Here is a 20,320-nt window from a genome sequence, read left to right on the forward strand (position 1 = left end):
GGCGTCAGCCATCATGTCCCGGCGTCTCCCCTGAGGCCGGGATCCGGGACATCAGCCTTTGCTTTTCCTCTTTGCCAAAACCGACGATGATTTCATGCGCCATGGCAAAGACGGGCCGCTTGATCAAGGTCGGATTGGCAAGCATGAGCGCACGAGCCTTGTCTCTTGTAATGTCGGCCTTGTCAGCCTCCTCAAGGGCGCGCCAGCTGGTCGAGCGCCGATTGAGCAGCTTTTCCCAGCCAACCGCATCGAGCCAATGGTCAAGTTCGGTTTCCGGCAAGCCGTCCTTGCGAAAATCGACAAATGTTGCGTCCACCCCACCGTCTTGCAAAAACGTGAGAGCCTTGCGACAGGTGTCGCATGTCTTGATGCCGTAAAGCTTCATGGCTTGCCCCTTGTTGGAATCAGGTAATGGGACAAGCCTAGCGGGATCCGCCCTAAAGACAAGGCGACATGCCAAAGGGGTCTATTTTTCGATGCCTTTGTGGGCTTCAGGGCCCCAGACTTCCTTGACGCGATCATCCCGCCCGCAAGCGAAACGGTAATAGCGATATCGGATCGAGTTTGTATTGTAATAGTCCTGATGATAGCCCTCCGCCTCGAAGAAGGGTTTGGCTGGAGCGATCTCTGTTGCAATTGCGGCCGAAAGCACGCCGCTCGCTTCGAGCTTGTTCCTGGACGCTTCTGCCTCATTGGCCTGATCTTCGGTCAGGGTATAGATTGCAGTTGTGTAGCTGTGTCCACGGTCGCAGAACTGGCCCCCGGCATCGGTCGGATCGACCGAGCGCCAGTAAATGTCGAGCAGTTCGCCATAGCTGATCCGGTTGGCGTCAAAGGTAATCTTGACGACTTCCCGATGCTGGGCGTCGGCGTGATTTTTATAGGTGACATTCTGCGTGGTTGTTCCGCCCGAATAACCTGAAATTGTTTCGATGACGCCCGGAACATGGTCAAAATCGCTCTCGACGCACCAGAAGCAGCCACCCGCGAAAATTGCCGTCTCAAGCTTTTCCTCAGCCTCGGCAGAGGCGACAAGCAGCAACAAGGCAAAGGTCGTGATGACAAAATGGCAAAGGGCTCGTGACATCGTTTTTCTCCGCAAGACACAGGGGGTGAAGCCAAGCATGACATGGATTTATGGCATTGTCTTGCCACAACAAGGGCCTTCACGCAGGCTTGATGGGATTGTGAGCGAGGAAGATGCACGTCACGGGTTTGCGCCGTGCCTTGACAATCGGACAGGGGGGGGGCGGGCAGGCCAGCACAGGAGCCAGGCTGCTCAGGCAACCTGCTTGAAACTGTTGGGCTCGACCCGATTCCGGCCAAGATCCTTGGCCTGGTAGAGATTGCTGTCTGCGGTGTTGATCAAGGCTTGCAGCGAGCCGCTCTCGCCTTCTGCCAGTGCGACCCCGATGCTCACTGTTACCGATATCGAGGCATCGCCACAGATCACCGGATTGGCGCACACCGCATGGCGGATCCGCTCGCTGATGATTTCTGCCTGAACGCGTCCGGCCCGCGGCAGAAGAATGATGAACTCCTCGCCGCCATAGCGCGCCAGAACATCCTCGCTCCGAATGCAGCCCTCGATCCGCCTCGCAATGGTTTGCAGAACGACATCACCGGCAATATGGCCAAAGCGATCATTGATCTTCTTGAAATGATCCAGATCGAGCAGCAACACCACATCTCCATCCTTAGGCTGGGCGATGAAATTCATGAAGAAAGAGCGGCGATTGGAGATCCCGGTCAAGGGATCGGTATTGGCCTGTTTGCGAAGCAGCCCGTGTGATCGTTCGCCAAGCAGTGCCGCGATGAACAGCACCAGAGCGAAGTTGAGCATGATGGTGTAGAAGAAGGAGTCGATGGGATGGATGACCATCAGTGCCGGTTCTATGAAGGCGATGGCATTGCCAGCGCTAAGGAGCGCTGAGGTCAGACAGATGACAGTCAGAACGGTGCGGGCCCGCACCGGTTCCTTTGAACCATCATGATATATACGGACCGCACAGGCAAAGAAGGAGAGTGCCGCTGCTGCATTGAAGACCGTCGCCCGATAGGCGTTGACTTCATCAAAACGGGTCGCCATGGCGACAAAGGTGATCCCCACCGGAAGGGCCAGAACCAGAAAGTCGGATCTCCTGAGCATTCCACTGCTCAGAGATTTCACTCCGAACCAGATGAAGCTGTAGCCGAACATGCCAAGCAACAGGCTGCCAAGCATCCAGACGATATCGGGAATTGCCTGCCATTCGCCAAGACCGGCCAATGTTGAGCCGACAGCCATGAGTAGAAAACCTGTCGCCAGTAAAACCAGACTGGTGGGCCGATTGGTCGTGTACCAAAGATAGACGAACGCAAATATCCCAACAATATAGGTGCTTTTCTGTAAAAGCAGAACGGTTGCCAGATCCAGCGTATTTGACATGTCGCCTCAATAAGTAAGGGGCTCAACTTTGTTTAGTGATGTATAACATGTCGAGTGTTAAATTTTCCTGTATCGATATCAAGTATAGAAGTAGCAGAATTAGTGAAGATTTAACGACTAGAAGTTCAACCATGCCTCTATTACGTCTATAAATTGATCGGCAAATTTCTTCTGCTTTGAACTGCCCACCCCATGGATCTGCAAGAAGTCGGGGCGTGTCGTGGGTTTTTGAATGGCGATTTCATGTAGGGTCTTGTCCGTGAAGATGACATAGGCGGGCACCTTGAGCTCCCGCGCCAGATCCGCCCGCAGGCTGCGCAGGGCTTCGAACAGATCCTGATCGCCCGCGTCAAGCTCAGGCAACTGGGTCTTGGCTTTTCTGGGGCGTGAAAGCTCGCCCGTAGCCATGACATCGGGGCGATAGGAAAATCCGAGTTGTCCCGCCTTCAGTTGGTTTGCCTTGTCCGTCAGCTTCAGGGCACCATGCTGCTGAATGTCGAGACGGAGAAAATTCGCCGCCACCATCTGCCGCAGGATTGCGCGCCAATCCTCTTTCGGGCTGTCTTTGCCCGTTCCGTGGCAGGAAAGAGTGTGATGGCCGTATTTCTTGATCTTTTCGTGGGTCAACCCGCGCAGGATGTCGATCAATTGGACCGCTCCGAAACTTTCACCGGTCTGCTCGACCGCAGCAATGAGCTTGGCGGCTTCGTCCGTTCCGTCTTTCAGAACGGGCGGATCAAGGCAAATGTCGCAATTGTTGCAAGGCTCGCTGGCCTCGCCAAAATAGGTCAACAGCGCCTGACGGCGACAGGAGGGGGCCTCGCAATAGGCGATCAGGGCATCGAGGCGTTTATGCTCGCGGGCCAGATGATCCTCGTCGCCCCCTTCATTGTCGATGAAGCTGCGCCGCATTCTGATATCATCAAGGCCATAGAGCATCATCGCTTCGGACGGCTCTCCGTCACGTCCTGCACGACCGATCTCCTGGGCATAGGCCTCCATGTTGGAAGGCAGATTGGTGTGAAAGACATAGCGCACGTCAGGTTTGTCAATCCCCATGCCAAAGGCAATGGTCGCGACCATCACCGTGCCTGCCTCGCGCATGAACAGCGCCTGATGGGCCGCCCTGATATTGGCATCCATCCCCGCATGATAGGCAAAGGCCTTGACGCCATTCTCCTTGAGGAACTCGGCTGTTTCTTCGGTTTTGCGACGGGACAGGCAATAGACGATACCGGACTGGTTCCTGCGCTGATCGACAAAGTCGAGAAGCTGCTTTTTCCAGTCGCGCCGCAAGGCGACCGAGAGGCGGATGTTGGGCCGGTCAAAGCCGGAGACGATGACCGTGCCGTCCCTTGCCCCTTGGACATCCTTGGGGAAAAGCTTGTCGGCAATATCATTCCGCGTTGCTTCGTCCGCGGTTGCCGTCAGCGCTGCAACAGGGGCATGGGGGAAGAAATCGCCAAGGCGTGTCAGGCCCTCATAGTCGGGCCGAAAGCTTGGCCCCCAGCGCGAAATGCAATGGGCCTCATCAATAGCGATCAGTCTCACGGGCAGTTTCGCAAGCGCGGTGAGCATGCGTTCTGTCATCAGCCGTTCCGGCGCGATATAGAGCAGGCGCACGTCTCCGGCAGCCACCTTGCGCCAGACAGCCACATTGTCCTGTCGGGACCGTGAACTGTTGATGGTCTCGGCGGCAATGCCTGCCAGCTTGAGTCCCATCACCTGATCTTCCATCAAGGCAACAAGCGGCGAGACCACCAGCGTCAGGCCACCAAAAATCAGGGCCGGGATCTGGAAACAGACGCTCTTGCCCATGCCCGTCGGCATGACCGCCAGGGTGCATTTGCCATGAAGCAGGCTCTCGATCACATCGGCTTGCTTGCCACGAAAGCTGTCATAGCCATAGACAGTCTTGAGAAGCTTCAGGGCCTGTTCCTTTGGCGGCAGAGAGGCGTCAATCGCGGTTTCGTCGATCACGCCGAACAGATCCGGCTCGGTCTCTGCTGACAAAAGAGCAATGGCTGGCTGTGCGGGTGGAGACATGAAAAACAAATCACTCATGACGAAAGGATGCACTCAAGCTATCTGATTTGCATCTTGCTCGTAAACCGGAATTCCCAAACAGGCAGACAGACAGCAAGGAGGCTGTGAACTGCCCGGCCCTGCATGGTCACCGCTTGGTCACCGCTTGGCACAAGGAGGCCATGAATGGCATGGGAAAGGGCCCCTGAAAGGAGCCCCGCCGGTCTGTCATCTTCTCTTCCTGATGGGGAAAATATCAAGCGCGGCAAAGGGCCTTGGCCAGATAGGGCAGGCACTTGTCCATGCGATAATCGATTGAGGAATGATTGTCGGCAAACTCCTCATAGATGTGGGGCACATTGGCCGCCTCGAGCTTGGCGTGAAGCCGCCTTGCCCCGTAGACCAGATTATACTGATCCACATGGCCGCATTCGACCCACAGGGCTTTCAGGGATTTGAGATTGTCGATCACCTCGTCCTGATCGGCGAGCAGAACCGGGTCCCACTTCAGCCAGTTGTCCCAAAGCTCCGGTATCAGGCTGCAATCATGCAGATTGACCGGCAGGCGGATACCGCAAAAGGCGCTCGGGTCCGGATCATAGGTTGCTGCCATGGCAAGCGTCATCAGAGCGTGGATATCCTTGCCGTCCCATTTGGGGCCCGCCTCGAAATTCTCGAGAAAGGCCTCAACGGAAAAGTCCCATTTGGCAAGCGTGCGCAGGATGTTGGGCATGTCGGGCAAATAGCAAAGCTCAAAGGCCATGTCGCCGGAAAGGCAAGCCGCTGCCGACCAGCAATCCGCGTGTCGCATCGCATGGATGATGGAGCCGTAACCGCCCGAGGATTTGCCGAACAGGCCACGCTTGCCAGCCCCGCCACAGCCAAGGCGCGCTTCAATGGCGGGAACCATCTCGTTGATGAGGAAATCCTCCCAGTTGCCCATGGCTGCGGAATTGACATACTGGTTGCCGCCGAGCCGGGTGAAACAGTCCGGGAAGGCAACCACGACCGGCGGCATGTCGCCATTTGCGATCAGTCGATCCAGCCGCTCAGGTACATTCTCGCCGAAATTCTTCCAGTTGGTGTGCGCCGGACCACCCGCCGTGAAGCCAACCAGATCGACCAGCAACGGCAATCCCTTGCCGTCATGCCCCTTTGGCACATAGACAACGATTTCGCGCTCGGTCGGGTCGCCGAGCATGTTGGATTTGAGACTGTCCGATGGCAGGAAGAAGGAAGTGAGCGTTCCCTTTGGAATGGACGGATCACGGCGCATGAAATACTCGCTCTGTCTGAATGATGTCGCTTTGTCTGCTATGTTTGGCACATTGAGGGAAGGGACGCTAGTGCCAAGCGCCACCGGTGGCCGGATCTTGGATAACCCGTGCTCGGTCTTCTCCCAATGATGCGGGCGGAGCATGAGCTGAAATAGGGCACGCCAGGCCGCAGGTGTCATCAGCAGCCAGTAAAGAGGCATACCCGCGATTGTTCGCCATTCGAAGCCATAGCGTTTCCGGCTCCAGTGATGCCCCAGCAGCATGGCCCCGCTATATCCTGCAATCAGATTGATGCTGTTGGCCAGGAATAGCGACCAGAAAAGTGCCCGATTGCCCGTCGTGTTCAGGAAGATGCTGGCAATACTTGCCCCGAAGGTCAGGATATAAAGCGGGTGTACAAGGGACGAGACCAGCATGCTGCCGATCATGATATGGAAGGACAGAAAACCGGTCCGACCCAGTTGCGTATAGAGCCGCACCGGCTCCCGCATATGCACCAGCCATGTCTGCATCCATCCCTTGAACCAGCGAGTGCGTTGCTTGACCCATGCCAGATAGGTTTCCGGTGCCTCTTCCCATGTAGCGCTGCGCAGGGTTTCGATGCGGTAGCCAAGTCGGCAGAAGCGCATGCCCAGATCCGCGTCCTCCGTCACATTGTAGGGATCCCAACCACCGATATCCTTGAGCAGCCGTGTCTTGAAATGGTTGGACGTGCCCCCAAGCGGCACGACCATCTTCTGGTCGGCAAGGAAAGGCAGCAGCCCGTCGAAAAGGGCTGCATATTCAATGGCAAACTGACGCGTGAGAAAATTGGCCTTGGCATTGTCGATGGCAAGGCGCCCCTGAAGACATCCGAGCTTCTCGTCGCCTGCGATCATCTGAAGCGCCGCCATTTTCAACTGGAAGGGATGGGGACGATCCTCGGCATCATAAATCACCGTAAGGTCTGAATCGATGAAGGCAAGCGCATAATTGAGCGCCTTGGGCTTGGTGCGCGGTCCGCCTTCGGGCACATCCACCAGCTCGACAAAGGCCGGGACATGGACCCTTGCAAGGGCGTCTCTTGTTTCGTCGTCGTCTGCCTCCAGCAGCAGATAGCAGGTCAGCCGATCGCGCGGATAATCAAGGGCGGAAAGGGCACGCAGCAGATCTGGCACAATCCTCCCCTCCCTGTAGAGCGGCACCAGAACCGAGTAGCTGGGCCAGCCATCTTCAGTCAGATTGCCAGAGCGCGCCATCAACCCGGACAAGGTGGCCGCTTCTCCAGCCCTGGTCCGGGGCAGTTTCCAAAGGGCCAGCATCCGCAGGGTGCTCATCGTCAGGAAGACGAGAATCAGGCCCAAATTGAGAACAAGGGCAAAGGGGAAGAACAGGAGAGCACAAATGAGCACCACGACAAGCCCGATCAGCAGACCAGCGGACTGATAGCTGCCAATCCGGCCATGAGCAGACAGGTGCGGAAAAGCCTGTTTGAGATGGAACACCCGTGTCCGCATTGCTTCTTTCGCACCGGCGGCTCGTTGCGCGGCTCGCAGGGCGCTCGGCGTTGTCATGATGATCCTGGCTCTGAGCTGCGGATCATCCTGCAAACGCGCCGCCAGACGGTCTAGGTCGGCCCCGGATGGGGCGCAAAGAAGAGAGCTGTCTGAGACCGGAGCATTGTCCCGTGATCTTGCAAAGGGCTTCATCAGGATGGACGAATGGTGCCTCAATTCCTCAAGCGGGCACCCCTTGGATACCGGAATGACGCGATCAGGGCGTGGGGAGGCATCGAAGGTAACGCCAATCCTTTTTGCAGCCTGCGCGAAATAGGCGACTTCATCGATTTTGCCCGCGCGAATCAGGTGTCTGGCAAGGTCCTTTCCTCTGCTGGCGGCCAGATGCAGAGAGGATACGGACAGTTGAGAGCTTGCTAAAAACTCCGATGCTATGAGATCAAGATGGAAAGGCAGGGATGGTGCTGCCCGGCAGTCGGAGCCATTGTTGGAACGGCCCCGCGTTTTGGTCGTCGATCTGCTAGGGAAAATGGATGGATTTGCTCCCCGATCCGCTTTAATTGGGCCTTTGTTCAGAAATGTCATGACAAATGTCGGGCAATAAACTTATATCAAATAATCGATTGAACACGTCTCGCTAGAATATATCCAAAAGAGTAGTCCATGGCTTGCGCAACCAATATAAAACCAAGAGTTGTTGACACTTTTTCCTTAAATGCGAGGTTTTGTCGCAGGTTTGTTGCCAACTCGCCGTCGCTCATGCCCTCGTCTTGGCGCCGAGGGGCCTGTCATTCTGCAAAGTCCTGTGCCATGGCGGCTTTGCTTCTGTTTGGTTTTCTGTCTTTCACCTCTCTTCCGGTGGTGGCCCAGACGCAGAGCGAAGACCAGACGCAGCTTGGGGCTCCTGCGGAAATCTCTCTGGAAGCAACAGAGGATGAGAATGGGCAAGGCTCAGGCGCCGCTGCCTCCGGGCTTGCACCCAGCAACCGGCCCTCGCTTTCCGAGGAGCCCGTCGCCAGCGAGGGATGGGCGGAGGCAAGCTTTACCGGTTTCATCGATATTTCTCAGCGCCTGAAGCAGCCAAATCCGCAATTGCTGGAAAATGGTCTGCGCTTTTTGACCTCGGATGGCTTTCCGCCCTTCAACTATCGCGACAAGAGTGGCGAGCCGATGGGATATCATGTCGAGCTTGCCCGCGCATTTTGCGAGCAGCTCAATCTGGCTTGCACGATCAAGGTCGTGCCTTTCGAAGACATTCCCGACATGATCCTTGGTGCCGATGCCGACGTGGCTCTGACTGGCTTGACCCGGCATCCCGATCTGGAGGGGCGGCTCGCTTTCTCCAACACTTTCCTGAAGCGTCCCGGTCGCTTCCTGCGGCTCAAGGACAAGAATATCAGAACCGACAAGCAGTCGCTCGATGGTGCCCCGGTCGCTGTCATCGGCGGGACCTCGCACGAGGCCTTTCTCAAAGCCTATTTCGAAAGGGTCAACCGGGTGCCGGTGACAGACCTGAAGGCTGCGCGGCAACTGCTTGAGGAAGAGAAGGTGGTGGCAATTTTCGCCGATGCCTTCCAGCTGCTGCCTTTCGCTTCGGAAAGAAACAGTCCCTTCTCCTTTGCCGGAAAACCCTATTACGACGACTATTTTTTCGGTGATGGCATGTCGATGGCCTATGGCGATGGCCGCAACGACCTGGCAAACCTGCTGAATTACGGATTGCAGAAACTGGCTCAAAAGGGTCGCCTGGCCGAGCTTTATGCCCGCCATTTCGCACTGGACGTTTATGCGCAGTTTTAGGCTCTGGAAAGCCGTGGTCAGGAAGCGTAAAAAGGGCTTCATCCCTTCGATGGCGCAGCGCGGCGCTTGCGAAAGGGCAACAGCAGGGACCAGACAAACTGTGCCGGCTTTTCATCCTGATAGGGACTGAGCCCGACGGTCATGCCCAGATGCCCCTTTTCCGGCTGGGCGACATAGGTACCGAAAACCCGATCCCAGATCGAGAGATTGAAACCATAGTTCGAATGCGTTTCGCGCGGAACATCCGAGTGGTGAACCCGATGCATGTCCGGGGTGACGATTACCAGTCGCAGGATCTTGTCCACCCGTTCGGGCAAATTCACATTGGCATGGTTGAACAGAGCCGCAGCATTGAGCACAACCTCGAACACAAAGACCGCAATTGCGGGCATTCCGAACACCAGCACCCAGACAATCTTGTAAACCAGCGAGAGCAGGATCTCGATGGGATGGAAACGCAGCGCCGTTGACACATCGATATCCCGATCCACATGATGCACCTTGTGCAGGCGCCAGAAGATGGGCACCACATGGGAGAGCAGATGTTGCAGCCAGATTGCAAAATCAAGCAGCAGGAAACCGACAATCAGCCCCAGCCAGTTGGGTACGGCAAGCCAGTTGAACAAGCCCCATTGGTGCGCGCTGGCATAGAGCGCAACGCCGATGGGCAGGATCGGCATGATGAGGCGTGTCAGGATGCTGTCCAGAATGACGATGCCCCAATTGGTCAACCATCTGCGCCCCTTTGGCTGGACTCTTTCCCGTTTTGGCAGCATCCACTCCGCCAGCGCCATGACAGCAAAGGCGGCCAGAAAAATGCTCACGCGAAGGGTGCCTTCTGCGAGGCCGAAAAGAGAGAAGAGACTGTCGTTTTGCATGCAATCCTCGAGATGGTTCATTCCAGTAGTTTCGTATATTTGCATTCTTATCGGGCCATGCAAGGGGAAGCAAATCGCTTGTTGCAATATCTGCTCAAAATCCCGTGACAAATGGCTCTGGATTTCTGAAAAAGAGATCCGCGGCGCGTTAGCCGGGAAATGCGCAAATGCTCCATTATGCTGCTTGGCGTCGGGCCACGAACCTGCTAGAAAGCCATCCCCGATCCTCGCTTAGTCAGAAAAGAAGTCTCTACATGTCCGACAATCCACCGATCACCGCCGATAGTCCCTTCGACTTTCTCATAACCGAGCCCGAAGGAGAGGTAAAAGCCGTCCTGATGCTGGCCCATGGGTCTGGTGCGCCGATGGATTCGTCTTTCATGGAGCGGATATCCGCCATGCTGAATGCCAATGGCATTGTCGTGGTCCGGTTTGAATTTTCCTATATGGCGCGTCGACGCGTAGATGGCAAACGCCGTCCGGCCGGACGGGCGGAACGCTGGACCCATCACTATTTCCGCGCCGTTGACGAGTTGCTTGCGGGCGAAAGCTGGAAAGCGGAGTGGAACGGGCTCCCGCTTCTCATCGGTGGCAAGAGCATGGGCGGGCGGGTCGCTACCATGCTGTCTTGCGATGAAGAGCTTGATCTGGCGGTCAAGGGCGTCGTAGTTTTCGGCTATCCCTTCCATCCGATCAGCAAATCCGAGCCGGAGAACTGGCGTCTCGAACCGCTTGAAAAGAGCCTGCTGCCGATCCTGATCTGTCAGGGTGAGCGGGATGATTTCGGCTGGTGGGATGAAGTGGATGCGATTGACCTGCCGCCACAGGTGAGCCTTGAATGGATCCCCAACGGCAGCCACGATCTGGGCCCGACAGGCAAGTCCGAGGCGACCATGAAAAGCAACCTTGAGCTTGCCGCCCGGCTCGCAGCCCAATTTGCAGCCAATCCTCCCCTGCCGATCGTCGAGTTTCAGGACGAGGCCGAAGAGGACGGAGAAGAATAGGGAAAAGGGCGATCACTCGCCCCTTCGTCTTTCCTGGTCCGCGAAGACGTTTCCTAGTAGCAATATTTTTTGCCGTTGGAATAGCTACAGGTCAGTCCCGAGCAGCAGTCGGACTTGGACTTGCAGCTGTCACCGGTTTCTCCGCAGGAGGCACCGATTTCAACCTGGAAAGGCTTTGAAACAGGCAGCAGGGAAGAGCTGTTGTCAGCGCTGAAACCTGCCAGAACAATAGATTTGTTGCCGAGCGAAAGCACATTGGTATTCGCGCTGTCAGCAGCCTGCGATGCTGCTACACCAAGGGAAAACAGGCCTGCGGCCAATGCAACGAAAGCAAGTTTTTTCATTATCAATCCTCATTTTTGCATCATGATGTCTGCGAGAGACATGAAGACTGGCGAAAGCATTTATTTCCAGCAATAAGGGAAATCTAGAGAAACATGATTCAAAAAGTTATATAGTTATAACTAAATGCTTCCTTGCAAAAAGATTCGCATTAATCTTCAACGTCATAACAATAAAGAACAAAATGCAAACGAGTGGATTTTTTATCTTCAATAATTTCGTATTAGTACATATCAGAAAGTTGTTTTTGAGCGGAGTGCAATTTTGAATTGATCTATTTGTATTCGGTCAGATAATAGGCTTCCCAATCCTCTTTGGGCACGATGGTTCCCACGGCAAAGGCAAAGCTCAGCACTTCAGACAGATCCTGCGAAAGCTCGCAGTCGAATTTGACCCGGTGCCAGTTGTCATGGCTCCAGAAGACCGCACCATTGGCTATGACATGCCCTTCTTCATAGCGGACCTCCTCGAATGTGTAGGTGACCATGCGTTCGGGCTTGTAAGCATCACTCCAGGCTGCAATTTGTTGAAGGCTCTCCAGCGCGCAGAGCTGCTCGCGTCGCTCATCGCTCGTCAAGTGTTTGAAGTCCTGTCTCGTTTCGTCATCCGCGTGCACCTTGAGTGCATTCGCCGACAGCATCACTCTGGCATGGACCATGCCGTCCTTTGCATCCTCCTCCGGGAGAGTGCCCGAGTCCGTTGCCTCTTGCTGCCCCGATGCCATGTCGGACGCATCATCCGGGGCAGGGGGAGCCAACACACGCCTCGCGTTGGCTTCGCCCGATCCTTTCATGGGGGCGGGCCGTATGGGGGGCGGGATGATCTCGACCGCTATGGGTTGTTCCATGATGGGGTCAAGGATCCTGGGAGCGATCAGCGCCAGACCGGCAAAAAGGACGCAATGAAGCAGCAGCGAAAGCCCGAGGCCTTGCAACGTCATTCCGTTCTGATCCCTGTAAGATGGCTTCATCTTTGCGTCCAACGCTGGTCCTGCGCATGATCCAATTCATCAACTGACAAAATGGTCACAAGAAGGCCGGACAAATATCAGCCAGAGCGTGAGGCTGTAAAGGAAAATGGAAGCGTTCAAATGCCAAAAGGCAGATCGCCCTGCGGATCGGAGCGATCCTTGTCTCCCAGATTCTTCTCCGCCCAGTGCTTTCGGCACAGGGAGACATAGCGGTCCTCGCCACCAATGACCACCTGATCCCCTTCTGCAATGATCTTGCCATCGTGGTCAATGCGGACCACCATCGATGCCTTGCGTCCGCACCAGCAGATTGTACGGGCCTCGCGCAACTCGTCTGCCAGAGCCAGCAACTGTTTCGAGCCGGGAAACAGCTTGCCCTGAAAGTCGGTGCGAAGTCCGTAACACATCACCGGGATGCCTTTCTCGTCAGCCACCCGGCACAATTGCCAGACCTGATCTTCGGAAAGGAACTGTGCTTCGTCAAAAAAGATGCAGTCGGGACGGCCCTTGCCCGTTTCCCGATCATACTGTGCGCCGACATGGTCGAACAGATTTGTGCCCTGCTCGAAAACAAAGGCTTCTCTGTTCAGCCCGATACGCGAGGAAATTTCGCCAACCTTGGTGCGGTTATCGAGCGCCGCCGTATAGAGGAGCGTTCTCATGCCCCGTTCCGCATAGTTGTAGGAAGCTTGCAGCAGCAAGGTGGATTTGCCTGCATTCATTGCTGAATAGGTGAAATAGAGTTTGGCCATGGGCAATGCACTTTGCGGTCGCTGTGAAGGGGCGATGTCTTGATCTCACCTCTCTAGCTAAAACGCCTGCTCAGATTCGGCAAGACAGGAACCGCGACCAGGCGACCAACATGTGGATGGGCTGGCCTGTTTTTTCATGCCGAAGGGTCGAACACCCGGTCCGGATGATGCGGCAGATCATTCTCGACATAGGATTGCATCTTGCGGGCAATCTCGTCCTGATCACCGGCAAGGGTCGCGGGATCGATGGGCTCGCCGAATGTGATATGGAATTTTGCTCCATGCTTGTTCTGCAATTCGCGAATGGACTGGATGTCCCGCAATTCCGTGGAAATCTGGCTCAGGGCATAAAAGGTGATCGAGTTGCGTGCCCGGATATGGCCGGGAACAATCGGGATATCATGCTTCTTGGCCATGCGCAGGAAGCTGGAATTCCAGGGCCGTTCCTTGAGCCGCCAGCCATTCCAGTAGGACAGTCTGCCAGAGGGGAAGATCCCCACACAGCGATTGTTGCGAAAGGCCTCGGCTGCAATGGCCATGGTCCGCCGCATCGCCGAGCGGTCTCGCAAATGTGGTCGCCATTCGACGGGGATCATCAGATCGGCTGCGTTGGGATTGATCGACAAAAGATCGGCAAAGACAAACAGCGCCAGATCCTTGCGAACCTCGCGGACCTGATCGAACAGCGCAAGTCCGTCGGGCAATCCCGTAGGGTGGTTGGTTGCCACCAGGCAGCCCCCATGGGCGGGCAACCGCTCAAGACCGGTCGTGGTTACCTGCGGCTCCATCAGGCGCAGCATGGCCTCGGCCATCTCGATTCCGCTCTCGTTATAGCGCCAGCCAGACACGAGGCGGCACAGATTGTCATAGCGGACAGCTTTCCGGATGAGCGGCGCATAAGCGGGGCCAAAACGCCCGGTGACGAGATGGCGTGCACGGACCTCGATATACCAGTCTACCAGTTCCCTGACGTCGGACGAAATGTGAGCCGTGCGTTCCAGATGGCGGCGGGTCTGACGGGCCGTGAAAGACGAATGAGCCTTGTTCATGCCGTCATTGATGACGCGCATGGACTTTCTCGTCAACGTTTCTCCCATAGCTCATTCTCCCCCTCGGAACACGTAACAATGAAAAAGCCGCCCGGCAATGACAAGAAACAGCAAGGTCTTTTTCAGTCACTCGATGTCGCCGCCATCGGGGCCAGTCTCGACGAATATGGCAAACGGATGAACAGCGACACAGCACGCCCGGTTAAGGCAGACTGAATTCATGAAACCCATGACAAATTGATGACATGTACAAAATTACGGCACCAGTTGAACAAAGGTATGGCAGAATTCAGCCTTCTCAGTGGAAACTCGTATAATCTGCAAGCACGCCCGGATTTCCATCCAGCAGTCCATCGACAGCGCTTCGGGTGCTGTCCGAACGTTGCTCGCCTGACATTGCTCGTCTCACGTCCGTAAGCGAGACGTCTGAGAAAAGCCAACAAAAAGCAGCGCTTGCCACGCCTGACGCCGTGCGCCCGAGACATCTGCCCTGTTGGCTTGTTCCTTTGCGCAAGAGGCAAGATCACATTTTGCGATAACGGACCCGGGCGCTATGCTCGATGGCTCCCACATGCAGGCGGTCGAGTTCCAGCTCGTCGCGCAGCATCAGCAGGAATTGCAATTCGTCCTGCTCTACCTGCAAATCGGCTGCGGCCACTTCCACCGCAAGGGCATAGGCGGTTTCACGAAGTCTTTCGGGCAGACTTGCCCGAACCACTTGCAGAATGAGATCTACCCCCCCCTCGGCAAGCAGGTCCGAGCAATCGCGGGAAACGGGAACCAGACGTTCCCGATCGAAGCCGGAGAAGACAGGCAGGGTCTGCACTTCTTCGCCGATTTTGAACAGCTCGGAATCGGTCATGGTCCGGTCGGCAGCAGACGTCGAAACCATCACATAAATCAGAGCTTCTTCCGGTGAGACGATCTTTGTCATTCTTTTGTTCCTGTTTTTCGGATGCCTGCGCATCAATTGGGCACAGTTGCCTCAAGATTCAAAATACTGCCCGAACTTATGCATGCCAAGAGCCTTGATCAAGCAAAGAAGTGTCTCTTTTTTGTAACCCTGCGTATCAAAGCGTGATTTTCATATGCCTTTTTGTGAAAAAGAGCCGGATCCGGGGGCTTTCTGATACCACAAGTCTCTTTTCTTGTTCCGGCCAATGGGCTAGAACTGCCCCTGCGGCTCGCCTCGGATGGGTGGGCCGCGCTGCATTTATGAATGTGACAAACCGGCTCGTCGCGCCCTTTGGGGGCAAGACCGAGACATCCGGTCTGTCTGTGCTCCGATTCTCAAGGTTGACTTAAGGAACCCTATTATGACGTCGCAATCTGCCCTTCCGCTCGCGCTCACCGAGGAAATCGTTGAAGCTGCGGCCACGTCCAAGGCCTGGCCGTTTGAAGAGGCACGAAAGCTGGTCAAGCGCTATGCCAAATCCGGCATGCCTGACGAGGTTCTTTTTGAAACCGGTTATGGCCCATCGGGTCTGCCTCATATCGGCACCTTCGGCGAAGTGGCTCGCACATCGATGGTTCGCACCGCTTTTCGCGCCATCACCAACGACGCGGTGAAAACCCGTATGCTGTGCTTCTCCGACGATATGGACGGCTTCCGCAAGGTGCCGACCAATCTGCCCAATCAGGACATGCTGGCCCAGCATCTGGGGCTGCCGCTGACCAAGGTTCCCGACCCGTTCGGCACTCATGAAGGCTTTGCCCAGCATAACAATGCCCGCCTTTGCGCCTTCCTCGATCAGTTCGGCTTTGACTATGAATTTGCCTCCTCGACGGACTATTACACCTCTGGCCGTTTCGACGAGACCCTGCTGAAAATGCTCGAGGTCTATGACAAGGTGATGGATATCATCCTGCCGACCCTCGGTGAGGAGCGCCGCAAGACCTATTCGCCCTTCCTGCCGGTTTGCCCGCGCACCGGCAAGGTGTTGCAGGTGCCGATGATCGAGCGGAATGTGTCCGAGGGTACGGTTGTCTATCTCGATCCGGAAACCGGTGAAAAGGTCAAGGTGCCGGTGACGGGTGGCGCGGTGAAATGTCAGTGGAAAGCAGACTGGGCCATGCGTTGGGCCGCTCTGGATGTCGCCTATGAGATGAGCGGCAAGGATCTGATTGACTCGGTCAAGCTCTCGACAAAGATCTGTCGTGCCTTGGGCAAGCCGCAACCGGAAAGCCTGTCCTACGAGCTGTTTCTGGATGACACGGGTGCCAAGATTTCCAAATCCAAAGGCAATGGCCTGACGATCGAGGAATGGCTGACCTATGCTTCGCCCGAAAGCCTGTCGCTGTTCATGTATCAAAAGCCGAAGACCGCCAAGAAACTCTATTTCGATGTCATCCCCAAGGCGGTGGATGAGTATTTCACTTTCCTTGGCAATATCGGCAAGGAAGACATCGACAAGCAGCTGAACAATCCTGCATGGCACATCCATTCCGGCATGCCGCCGAAAGCGGATATGCCGCTGACCTTTGCCCTGCTGCTCAATCTGGTGAGTGCGGCCAATGCTCAGGACAAGGATGTGCTTTGGGGCTTCATCTCCCGCTACGCGCCGGGAGCAAGCGCCCAGACCCATCCCAAGCTCGACGAGCTGGCGGGCTATGCGATCCGCTATTTCGACGATTTTGTCAAACCGAACAAGACCTTCCACAAGGCAACCGAGCAACAGGCCGCTGCCATGGAAGATCTGGCAAAGCGTCTTGTTGCAATGATGGACGAAACCGATGCCGAAGTGCTGCAAACAGAAGTTTTTGCAGTTGGCAAGGATCACGGCTTCGAAAATCTGCGTGACTGGTTCAAGGCGCTCTATCAGGTTCTGCTTGGTCAGGACCAGGGTCCCCGTTTTGGTTCCTTCATTGCGCTCTACGGGGTCGAGAATACCATCGCCCTGATTGAAAAGGGCGTCAAAGGGGACTTGCTCGAAGCATGATCGGCTCGCCGTTCAGAATTCTGGAGATGTGACATGAAAGCTGGTGGAAAGCCCTGTCTGAGCTGTTTTCTGCGAGCTTTCTTTCTCTGTCTTGCCGTTTTTGGCCTCCTAGCCGTCTCGGCAAGGGCAGAGGACAGTCACACGCCCCTGGAGCCGATCGAATGTCCCGGCTCTCGATTGTCTGGCGAGCAGGCGGTCTGCTTCATTCTTCATGTCCCGGCTGACTGGAACGATATCGCCCATCGGTCGCTGCAATTGCCAGTCATGCGCTTTGCCCCGCTTGGGCCGAAGGCGACCAAACCGCCGCTTCTGGTGCTCGCCGGCGGGCCGGGACAGTCGGTCATCCGGCTGGAAAAGAGCATTAGCAGAAACCTCAAATTCCTGCGCAAGGACCGCGAACTCATCCTCATGGATCAGCGCGGAACGGGGCCGCTCGCGGGCGATATCGCCTGCGCCGAGGCGATCAGAAAAGGCGAAGAAATCGACATGGAGGCCGCAGTCAAATGCGTCAAGAGGAGCGAGGAAGCCGGTAGACTCCTGTCCGACTATCGCACCGCCTTTGCTGTCGAGGACTATCGTGCCCTGCGCTATGCACTCAAGATCGAGACATGGGCCGTCATCGCCAATTCCTATGGGGCACGGGTGGCTCAGGGTTTGATTGGCAGAGACGAGAAAGGCATTGATCGGGTGATTTTCAATGGTCCGCTTTTTGCCGCGACCCGATTGTTTGACTGGAAACCTGACGAGCAGATCGACAAGGTAATCGAGCTTTGCGACGCTCAGGATAAATGCCGTTCCGACTTCCCCAATCTCTATTGGGATTATCAGCGCCTTGGCTTCGACATGAGAAAGGCCAGGGTTGCCGACGAAGAGGCCACGCCACCGGCAGCGCTTCCCTTCCTCTATCAAACCCGACTCAACGCCTTTCTGGCCCGCCACAAGGCCAAGCAAGTGCCGGCCGACATCACCAGAACGGTGCAAAGCCTCGACAAGGCTCTGGCAGAGGATAGCATCTGGACGCCTCCGCCGCCCCTGCCGCAGCCGATGAAGGGGATAGGGCTCTTGATGCATCTGGCCATTTCCTGCGCTGAAGATGTCCACCCCCTTGCAGATCAGGCCCTTTATGAAATGGCACAGCCCATGACGCTGCTCTTTTATCGCGATGCCTGCGAGCAAATCGAAAACGCCACGGCAAACACCATCAGGCCGGATATGGTGAGCGGCAAGGCCGCGAAATCGAACCTGCCTATTCTCGTTCTCAACGGGGAGCTGGATACCATTGTCAACCCGGAGGCCATGGCGAGCACCTTGCCGCTCTATTCCAATGCGATACGGATCGAGATGCCCTATGCTGGCCATGATGTGCTCAGCAAGCTTTCCTGCGCACGGAGCATCGCGGCCCAGTTTCTCGATGGAGCCAAGGCCGATGCGCTCGACAGGGGGTGTTTGCGCTCTGGGGATCTCGCCTTTTCATCGCTTGCGCAAAAATAGCAGCCCGATCAGCCGATCGGGCAAACCGACCTGATCTTGTCGAGTATGAACGCCCCGTCCGTTGCATTGATGCCCTTGGCCAAGGTCTGCGTCTGGCCTCGACAGTCGAGCACAAGCCTTCCTTTCTCGCTCATGTCGAAGGCGGAGCTTGGTTCGTCTTCCTGATCGGCCTTTTCCCAATCGAGCCTTGTAATGTCCCGGCTGGGAAAGGCGCGGGCGCGACCAAGGCCCAGAACCTGCTTTCTATGAGCAAGCGTGTCGGTGTTGGCCCAGATATATTCCTTGCCCAGAGACAGCCAGACAAGCTTGCGCCCCGCTGCAACCCATCCCAGGGCCCAACCGCACAGCCACAACAGCACAAAGACCTTGTCGGAATCGAACCGCTCGTCCGGATCGAAAACGGCGGAGATAGCGAACACGCCCCCCACGCTCCATAATGTGAACCATACGCCAAGAAACCCGATCACGAACCAGTTGCGCTTTGGTGGCAAGGCGACCACAAGACCGCCATCGTCAAGTCGGGTTGAAATGCGTCCGCCCGGGGCGCTGGCAATTGAAGGAATATGCATAAGAATGACCCCGTTCCCTGATTAAGCCAGTCTGATTAAGCCAGTCCCGAATGACCCGGTTTCGAGTGAGCCGGTTCCGCGCAAGGCCTCTGATGGCAGCCGGTCTCAACGATAGCGCCCCCTCAAAAGATGAACAAGGCAGACCCCGCATCCCGTTCTAGCGAAGTTCAAAGCCCGGCGGCAAGGGCAATTCCTTTTCCTCCTCCGGTTCGCTTGACGGGGGTTCCATGATCGTGAGAGCATCCGCCCGCTTGCCGGACAGAAGACTGGTGCCGTCGGACGGCGTTATGGTTTTGGTCGTCTGGCTCAGAATGTCCGAGACCTCTCGGCTTTCCTGCTGCCGTTCCAGAATGTCGCCGCTTGCCGAACTGCCTTTGGTTGCAAACAAACCCCGTTTGGCCTGCTTTGCTTCGAAAAGCTCATCCTGATAGAAGCCCTCCTCGGGTTCGGCCCAGCCGAACTGAACCAGATAGCTTGCCAGATCCGTAACATTCTTCGGCTCTTCGCCTGCCTTGAAATCCCTTATTCCAGGCCCGAGATAGCAGACCGCCTCGGAGGATCCCGCCTTGGCCTTCTCATCGTTGGTTACGCCTTCCTCGCCGATCCAGTCGCATCGCACCGCACGGCGCCTTATGAAGCGTTGCAGGCTCGTTGCGCCCAGTTTTTCGCATTTGACGGCCCTCCCGCCGATCCAGCAATCCAGATCGCTTGAGACGGGCTGCAAATGGGCCAGATTGACATCCTCCTTGCGATATTTGCTGACGACAAGCGAAAGGCGAGTCGGGCTTGTCACCAGAACCTTGCGAAAGACATCGGGCAGGGGCTCGGGCTCGGGCTCGGGGGGAATGGGGATCCCCTCTTCCCTGATCAGAGGGGTGGCCTGATTGAACGGGGAGAGTTGAAAGCCCGGTGTCACATTGCGCCTTGGAGGAGCGACAAGCTGCCCGGCTTTGGGACCCTGTAGCAGAATCTGGACATTCTCATCGGCCTTCGACTTGGCTGCCTCAGCCGCCTTTTGGGCGTCCCGCTTCACTGTTTCGGCCTTGATGCGTTCGGAACTGGACCGGTAGGCGTCCACCGGGGCCACCGCATCGCCCTGCCAGAACCACAGGAGATAGAAGATCAGTCCCACCAGTGCCGTGCCCGCACCGATAACCACAAGGTTACCGACGAGCCTGCCGACGAAGGAGCGCTTGGTCTCTTCGTCCGAAAGGCCATCTGCGGATGGGCTATGAGGCATTTGCGGCATTTTGCGCATTGGCGATTGTCTGTCAGGCAGGCGGAAAAACAGGATAACGTC

General features: G+C 56.3%; 18 protein-coding genes. 5 read left to right on the plus strand and 13 right to left on the minus strand.

All coding sequences use genetic code 11. The features are described from left to right. Positions 1–4: 4 nt before the first annotated feature. The 5 genes from ACHZB8_RS04610 to ACHZB8_RS04630 all read right to left on the minus strand — a co-directional run bounded on the left by ACHZB8_RS04610 (position 5) and on the right by ACHZB8_RS04630 (position 7,811). On the minus strand, positions 5–385 hold the full coding sequence (locus tag ACHZB8_RS04610; protein ID WP_316858973.1) for an arsenate reductase: 381 nt from the start codon (positions 383–385) through the stop codon (positions 5–7). Positions 386–466: 81 nt separating this feature from the next. Next, on the minus strand, positions 467–1,087 hold the full coding sequence (gene msrA, locus ACHZB8_RS04615) for a peptide-methionine (S)-S-oxide reductase MsrA (protein WP_316858975.1): 621 nt from the start codon (positions 1,085–1,087) through the stop codon (positions 467–469). 192 nt (positions 1,088–1,279) lie between these two features. Beyond that, a complete protein-coding gene (locus ACHZB8_RS04620; protein ID WP_316858976.1) occupies positions 1,280–2,428 on the minus strand; it encodes a GGDEF domain-containing protein in 1,149 nt (382 codons plus the stop codon). A 117-nt stretch (positions 2,429–2,545) separates the two neighbouring features. Further along, positions 2,546–4,492: a DNA helicase RecQ gene (gene recQ, locus ACHZB8_RS04625; protein ID WP_316858977.1), complete on the minus strand. Its 1,947-nt coding sequence runs from the start codon at positions 4,490–4,492 to the stop codon at positions 2,546–2,548. A 217-nt stretch (positions 4,493–4,709) separates the two neighbouring features. Further along, positions 4,710–7,811 carry a glycosyltransferase gene (locus ACHZB8_RS04630; RefSeq protein ID WP_316858978.1) on the minus strand — a complete coding sequence of 1,034 codons (3,102 nt, stop codon included), beginning with the start codon at positions 7,809–7,811 and terminating at the stop codon, positions 4,710–4,712. 225 nt (positions 7,812–8,036) lie between these two features. Here ACHZB8_RS04630 and ACHZB8_RS04635 point away from each other — a divergent pair, with 225 nt between their 5' ends. Beyond that, the gene (locus ACHZB8_RS04635) at positions 8,037–9,026 is read left to right on the plus strand and encodes a transporter substrate-binding domain-containing protein (RefSeq protein ID WP_316858979.1); all 990 of its coding nucleotides are present in this window, start codon (positions 8,037–8,039) and stop codon (positions 9,024–9,026) included. A 38-nt stretch (positions 9,027–9,064) separates the two neighbouring features. On the opposite strand, the gene ACHZB8_RS04640 is transcribed toward ACHZB8_RS04635, so the two are convergent. After that, positions 9,065–9,904, minus strand: coding sequence for a sterol desaturase family protein (locus ACHZB8_RS04640; RefSeq protein ID WP_316858980.1), 840 nt, complete (start codon positions 9,902–9,904; stop codon positions 9,065–9,067). Positions 9,905–10,158: 254 nt separating this feature from the next. Between ACHZB8_RS04640 and ACHZB8_RS04645 the strand changes: the two genes are divergently transcribed. Then, the gene (locus ACHZB8_RS04645) at positions 10,159–10,908 is read left to right on the plus strand and encodes an alpha/beta family hydrolase (protein WP_316858981.1); all 750 of its coding nucleotides are present in this window, start codon (positions 10,159–10,161) and stop codon (positions 10,906–10,908) included. Between the two features lie 53 nt (positions 10,909–10,961). Here the strand turns inward: ACHZB8_RS04645 and ACHZB8_RS04650 are convergent, their stop codons facing one another. The 4 genes from ACHZB8_RS04650 to ACHZB8_RS04665 form a co-directional block, all read right to left on the minus strand. Further along, positions 10,962–11,252, minus strand: coding sequence for a hypothetical protein (locus ACHZB8_RS04650; RefSeq protein WP_316858983.1), 291 nt, complete (start codon positions 11,250–11,252; stop codon positions 10,962–10,964). 272 nt (positions 11,253–11,524) lie between these two features. Next, positions 11,525–12,220 (minus strand): DUF930 domain-containing protein, encoded by a 696-nt coding sequence (locus ACHZB8_RS04655; RefSeq protein ID WP_316858985.1) that lies wholly within the window; start codon positions 12,218–12,220, stop codon positions 11,525–11,527. Positions 12,221–12,336: 116 nt separating this feature from the next. Continuing rightward, positions 12,337–12,972 carry a thymidine kinase gene (locus ACHZB8_RS04660; protein ID WP_316858986.1) on the minus strand — a complete coding sequence of 212 codons (636 nt, stop codon included), beginning with the start codon at positions 12,970–12,972 and terminating at the stop codon, positions 12,337–12,339. Between the two features lie 134 nt (positions 12,973–13,106). Continuing rightward, positions 13,107–14,069, minus strand: coding sequence for a 1-acyl-sn-glycerol-3-phosphate acyltransferase (locus tag ACHZB8_RS04665; protein ID WP_316858987.1), 963 nt, complete (start codon positions 14,067–14,069; stop codon positions 13,107–13,109). A 30-nt stretch (positions 14,070–14,099) separates the two neighbouring features. On the opposite strand from ACHZB8_RS04665, the gene ACHZB8_RS04670 reads away from it, so the two are divergent. After that, positions 14,100–14,237, plus strand: coding sequence for a hypothetical protein (locus tag ACHZB8_RS04670; protein ID WP_316858988.1), 138 nt, complete (start codon positions 14,100–14,102; stop codon positions 14,235–14,237). A gap of 307 nt (positions 14,238–14,544) precedes the next feature. On the opposite strand, the gene ACHZB8_RS04675 is transcribed toward ACHZB8_RS04670, so the two are convergent. Continuing rightward, positions 14,545–14,955 (minus strand): tellurite resistance TerB family protein, encoded by a 411-nt coding sequence (locus ACHZB8_RS04675; RefSeq protein WP_316858990.1) that lies wholly within the window; start codon positions 14,953–14,955, stop codon positions 14,545–14,547. A 382-nt stretch (positions 14,956–15,337) separates the two neighbouring features. Here ACHZB8_RS04675 and ACHZB8_RS04680 point away from each other — a divergent pair, with 382 nt between their 5' ends. Both ACHZB8_RS04680 and ACHZB8_RS04685 read left to right on the plus strand, forming a co-directional pair. Beyond that, the gene (locus ACHZB8_RS04680) at positions 15,338–16,960 is read left to right on the plus strand and encodes a lysine--tRNA ligase (protein ID WP_316858991.1); all 1,623 of its coding nucleotides are present in this window, start codon (positions 15,338–15,340) and stop codon (positions 16,958–16,960) included. Between the two features lie 33 nt (positions 16,961–16,993). Next, positions 16,994–18,451 carry an alpha/beta fold hydrolase gene (locus tag ACHZB8_RS04685; RefSeq protein ID WP_316858993.1) on the plus strand — a complete coding sequence of 486 codons (1,458 nt, stop codon included), beginning with the start codon at positions 16,994–16,996 and terminating at the stop codon, positions 18,449–18,451. A gap of 8 nt (positions 18,452–18,459) precedes the next feature. Here the strand turns inward: ACHZB8_RS04685 and ACHZB8_RS04690 are convergent, their stop codons facing one another. Next, complete coding sequence (locus tag ACHZB8_RS04690; RefSeq protein ID WP_316858994.1) at positions 18,460–19,020, minus strand: hypothetical protein; 561 nt, start codon at positions 19,018–19,020, stop codon at positions 18,460–18,462. Positions 19,021–19,177: 157 nt separating this feature from the next. Further along, positions 19,178–20,278 carry a hypothetical protein gene (locus tag ACHZB8_RS04695; protein WP_316858995.1) on the minus strand — a complete coding sequence of 367 codons (1,101 nt, stop codon included), beginning with the start codon at positions 20,276–20,278 and terminating at the stop codon, positions 19,178–19,180. Positions 20,279–20,320: the final 42 nt, after the last annotated feature.

Source organism: uncultured Cohaesibacter sp. (assembly GCF_963556055.3).
In the GTDB taxonomy this organism is placed as follows: Bacteria; Pseudomonadota; Alphaproteobacteria; order Rhizobiales; family Cohaesibacteraceae; genus Cohaesibacter.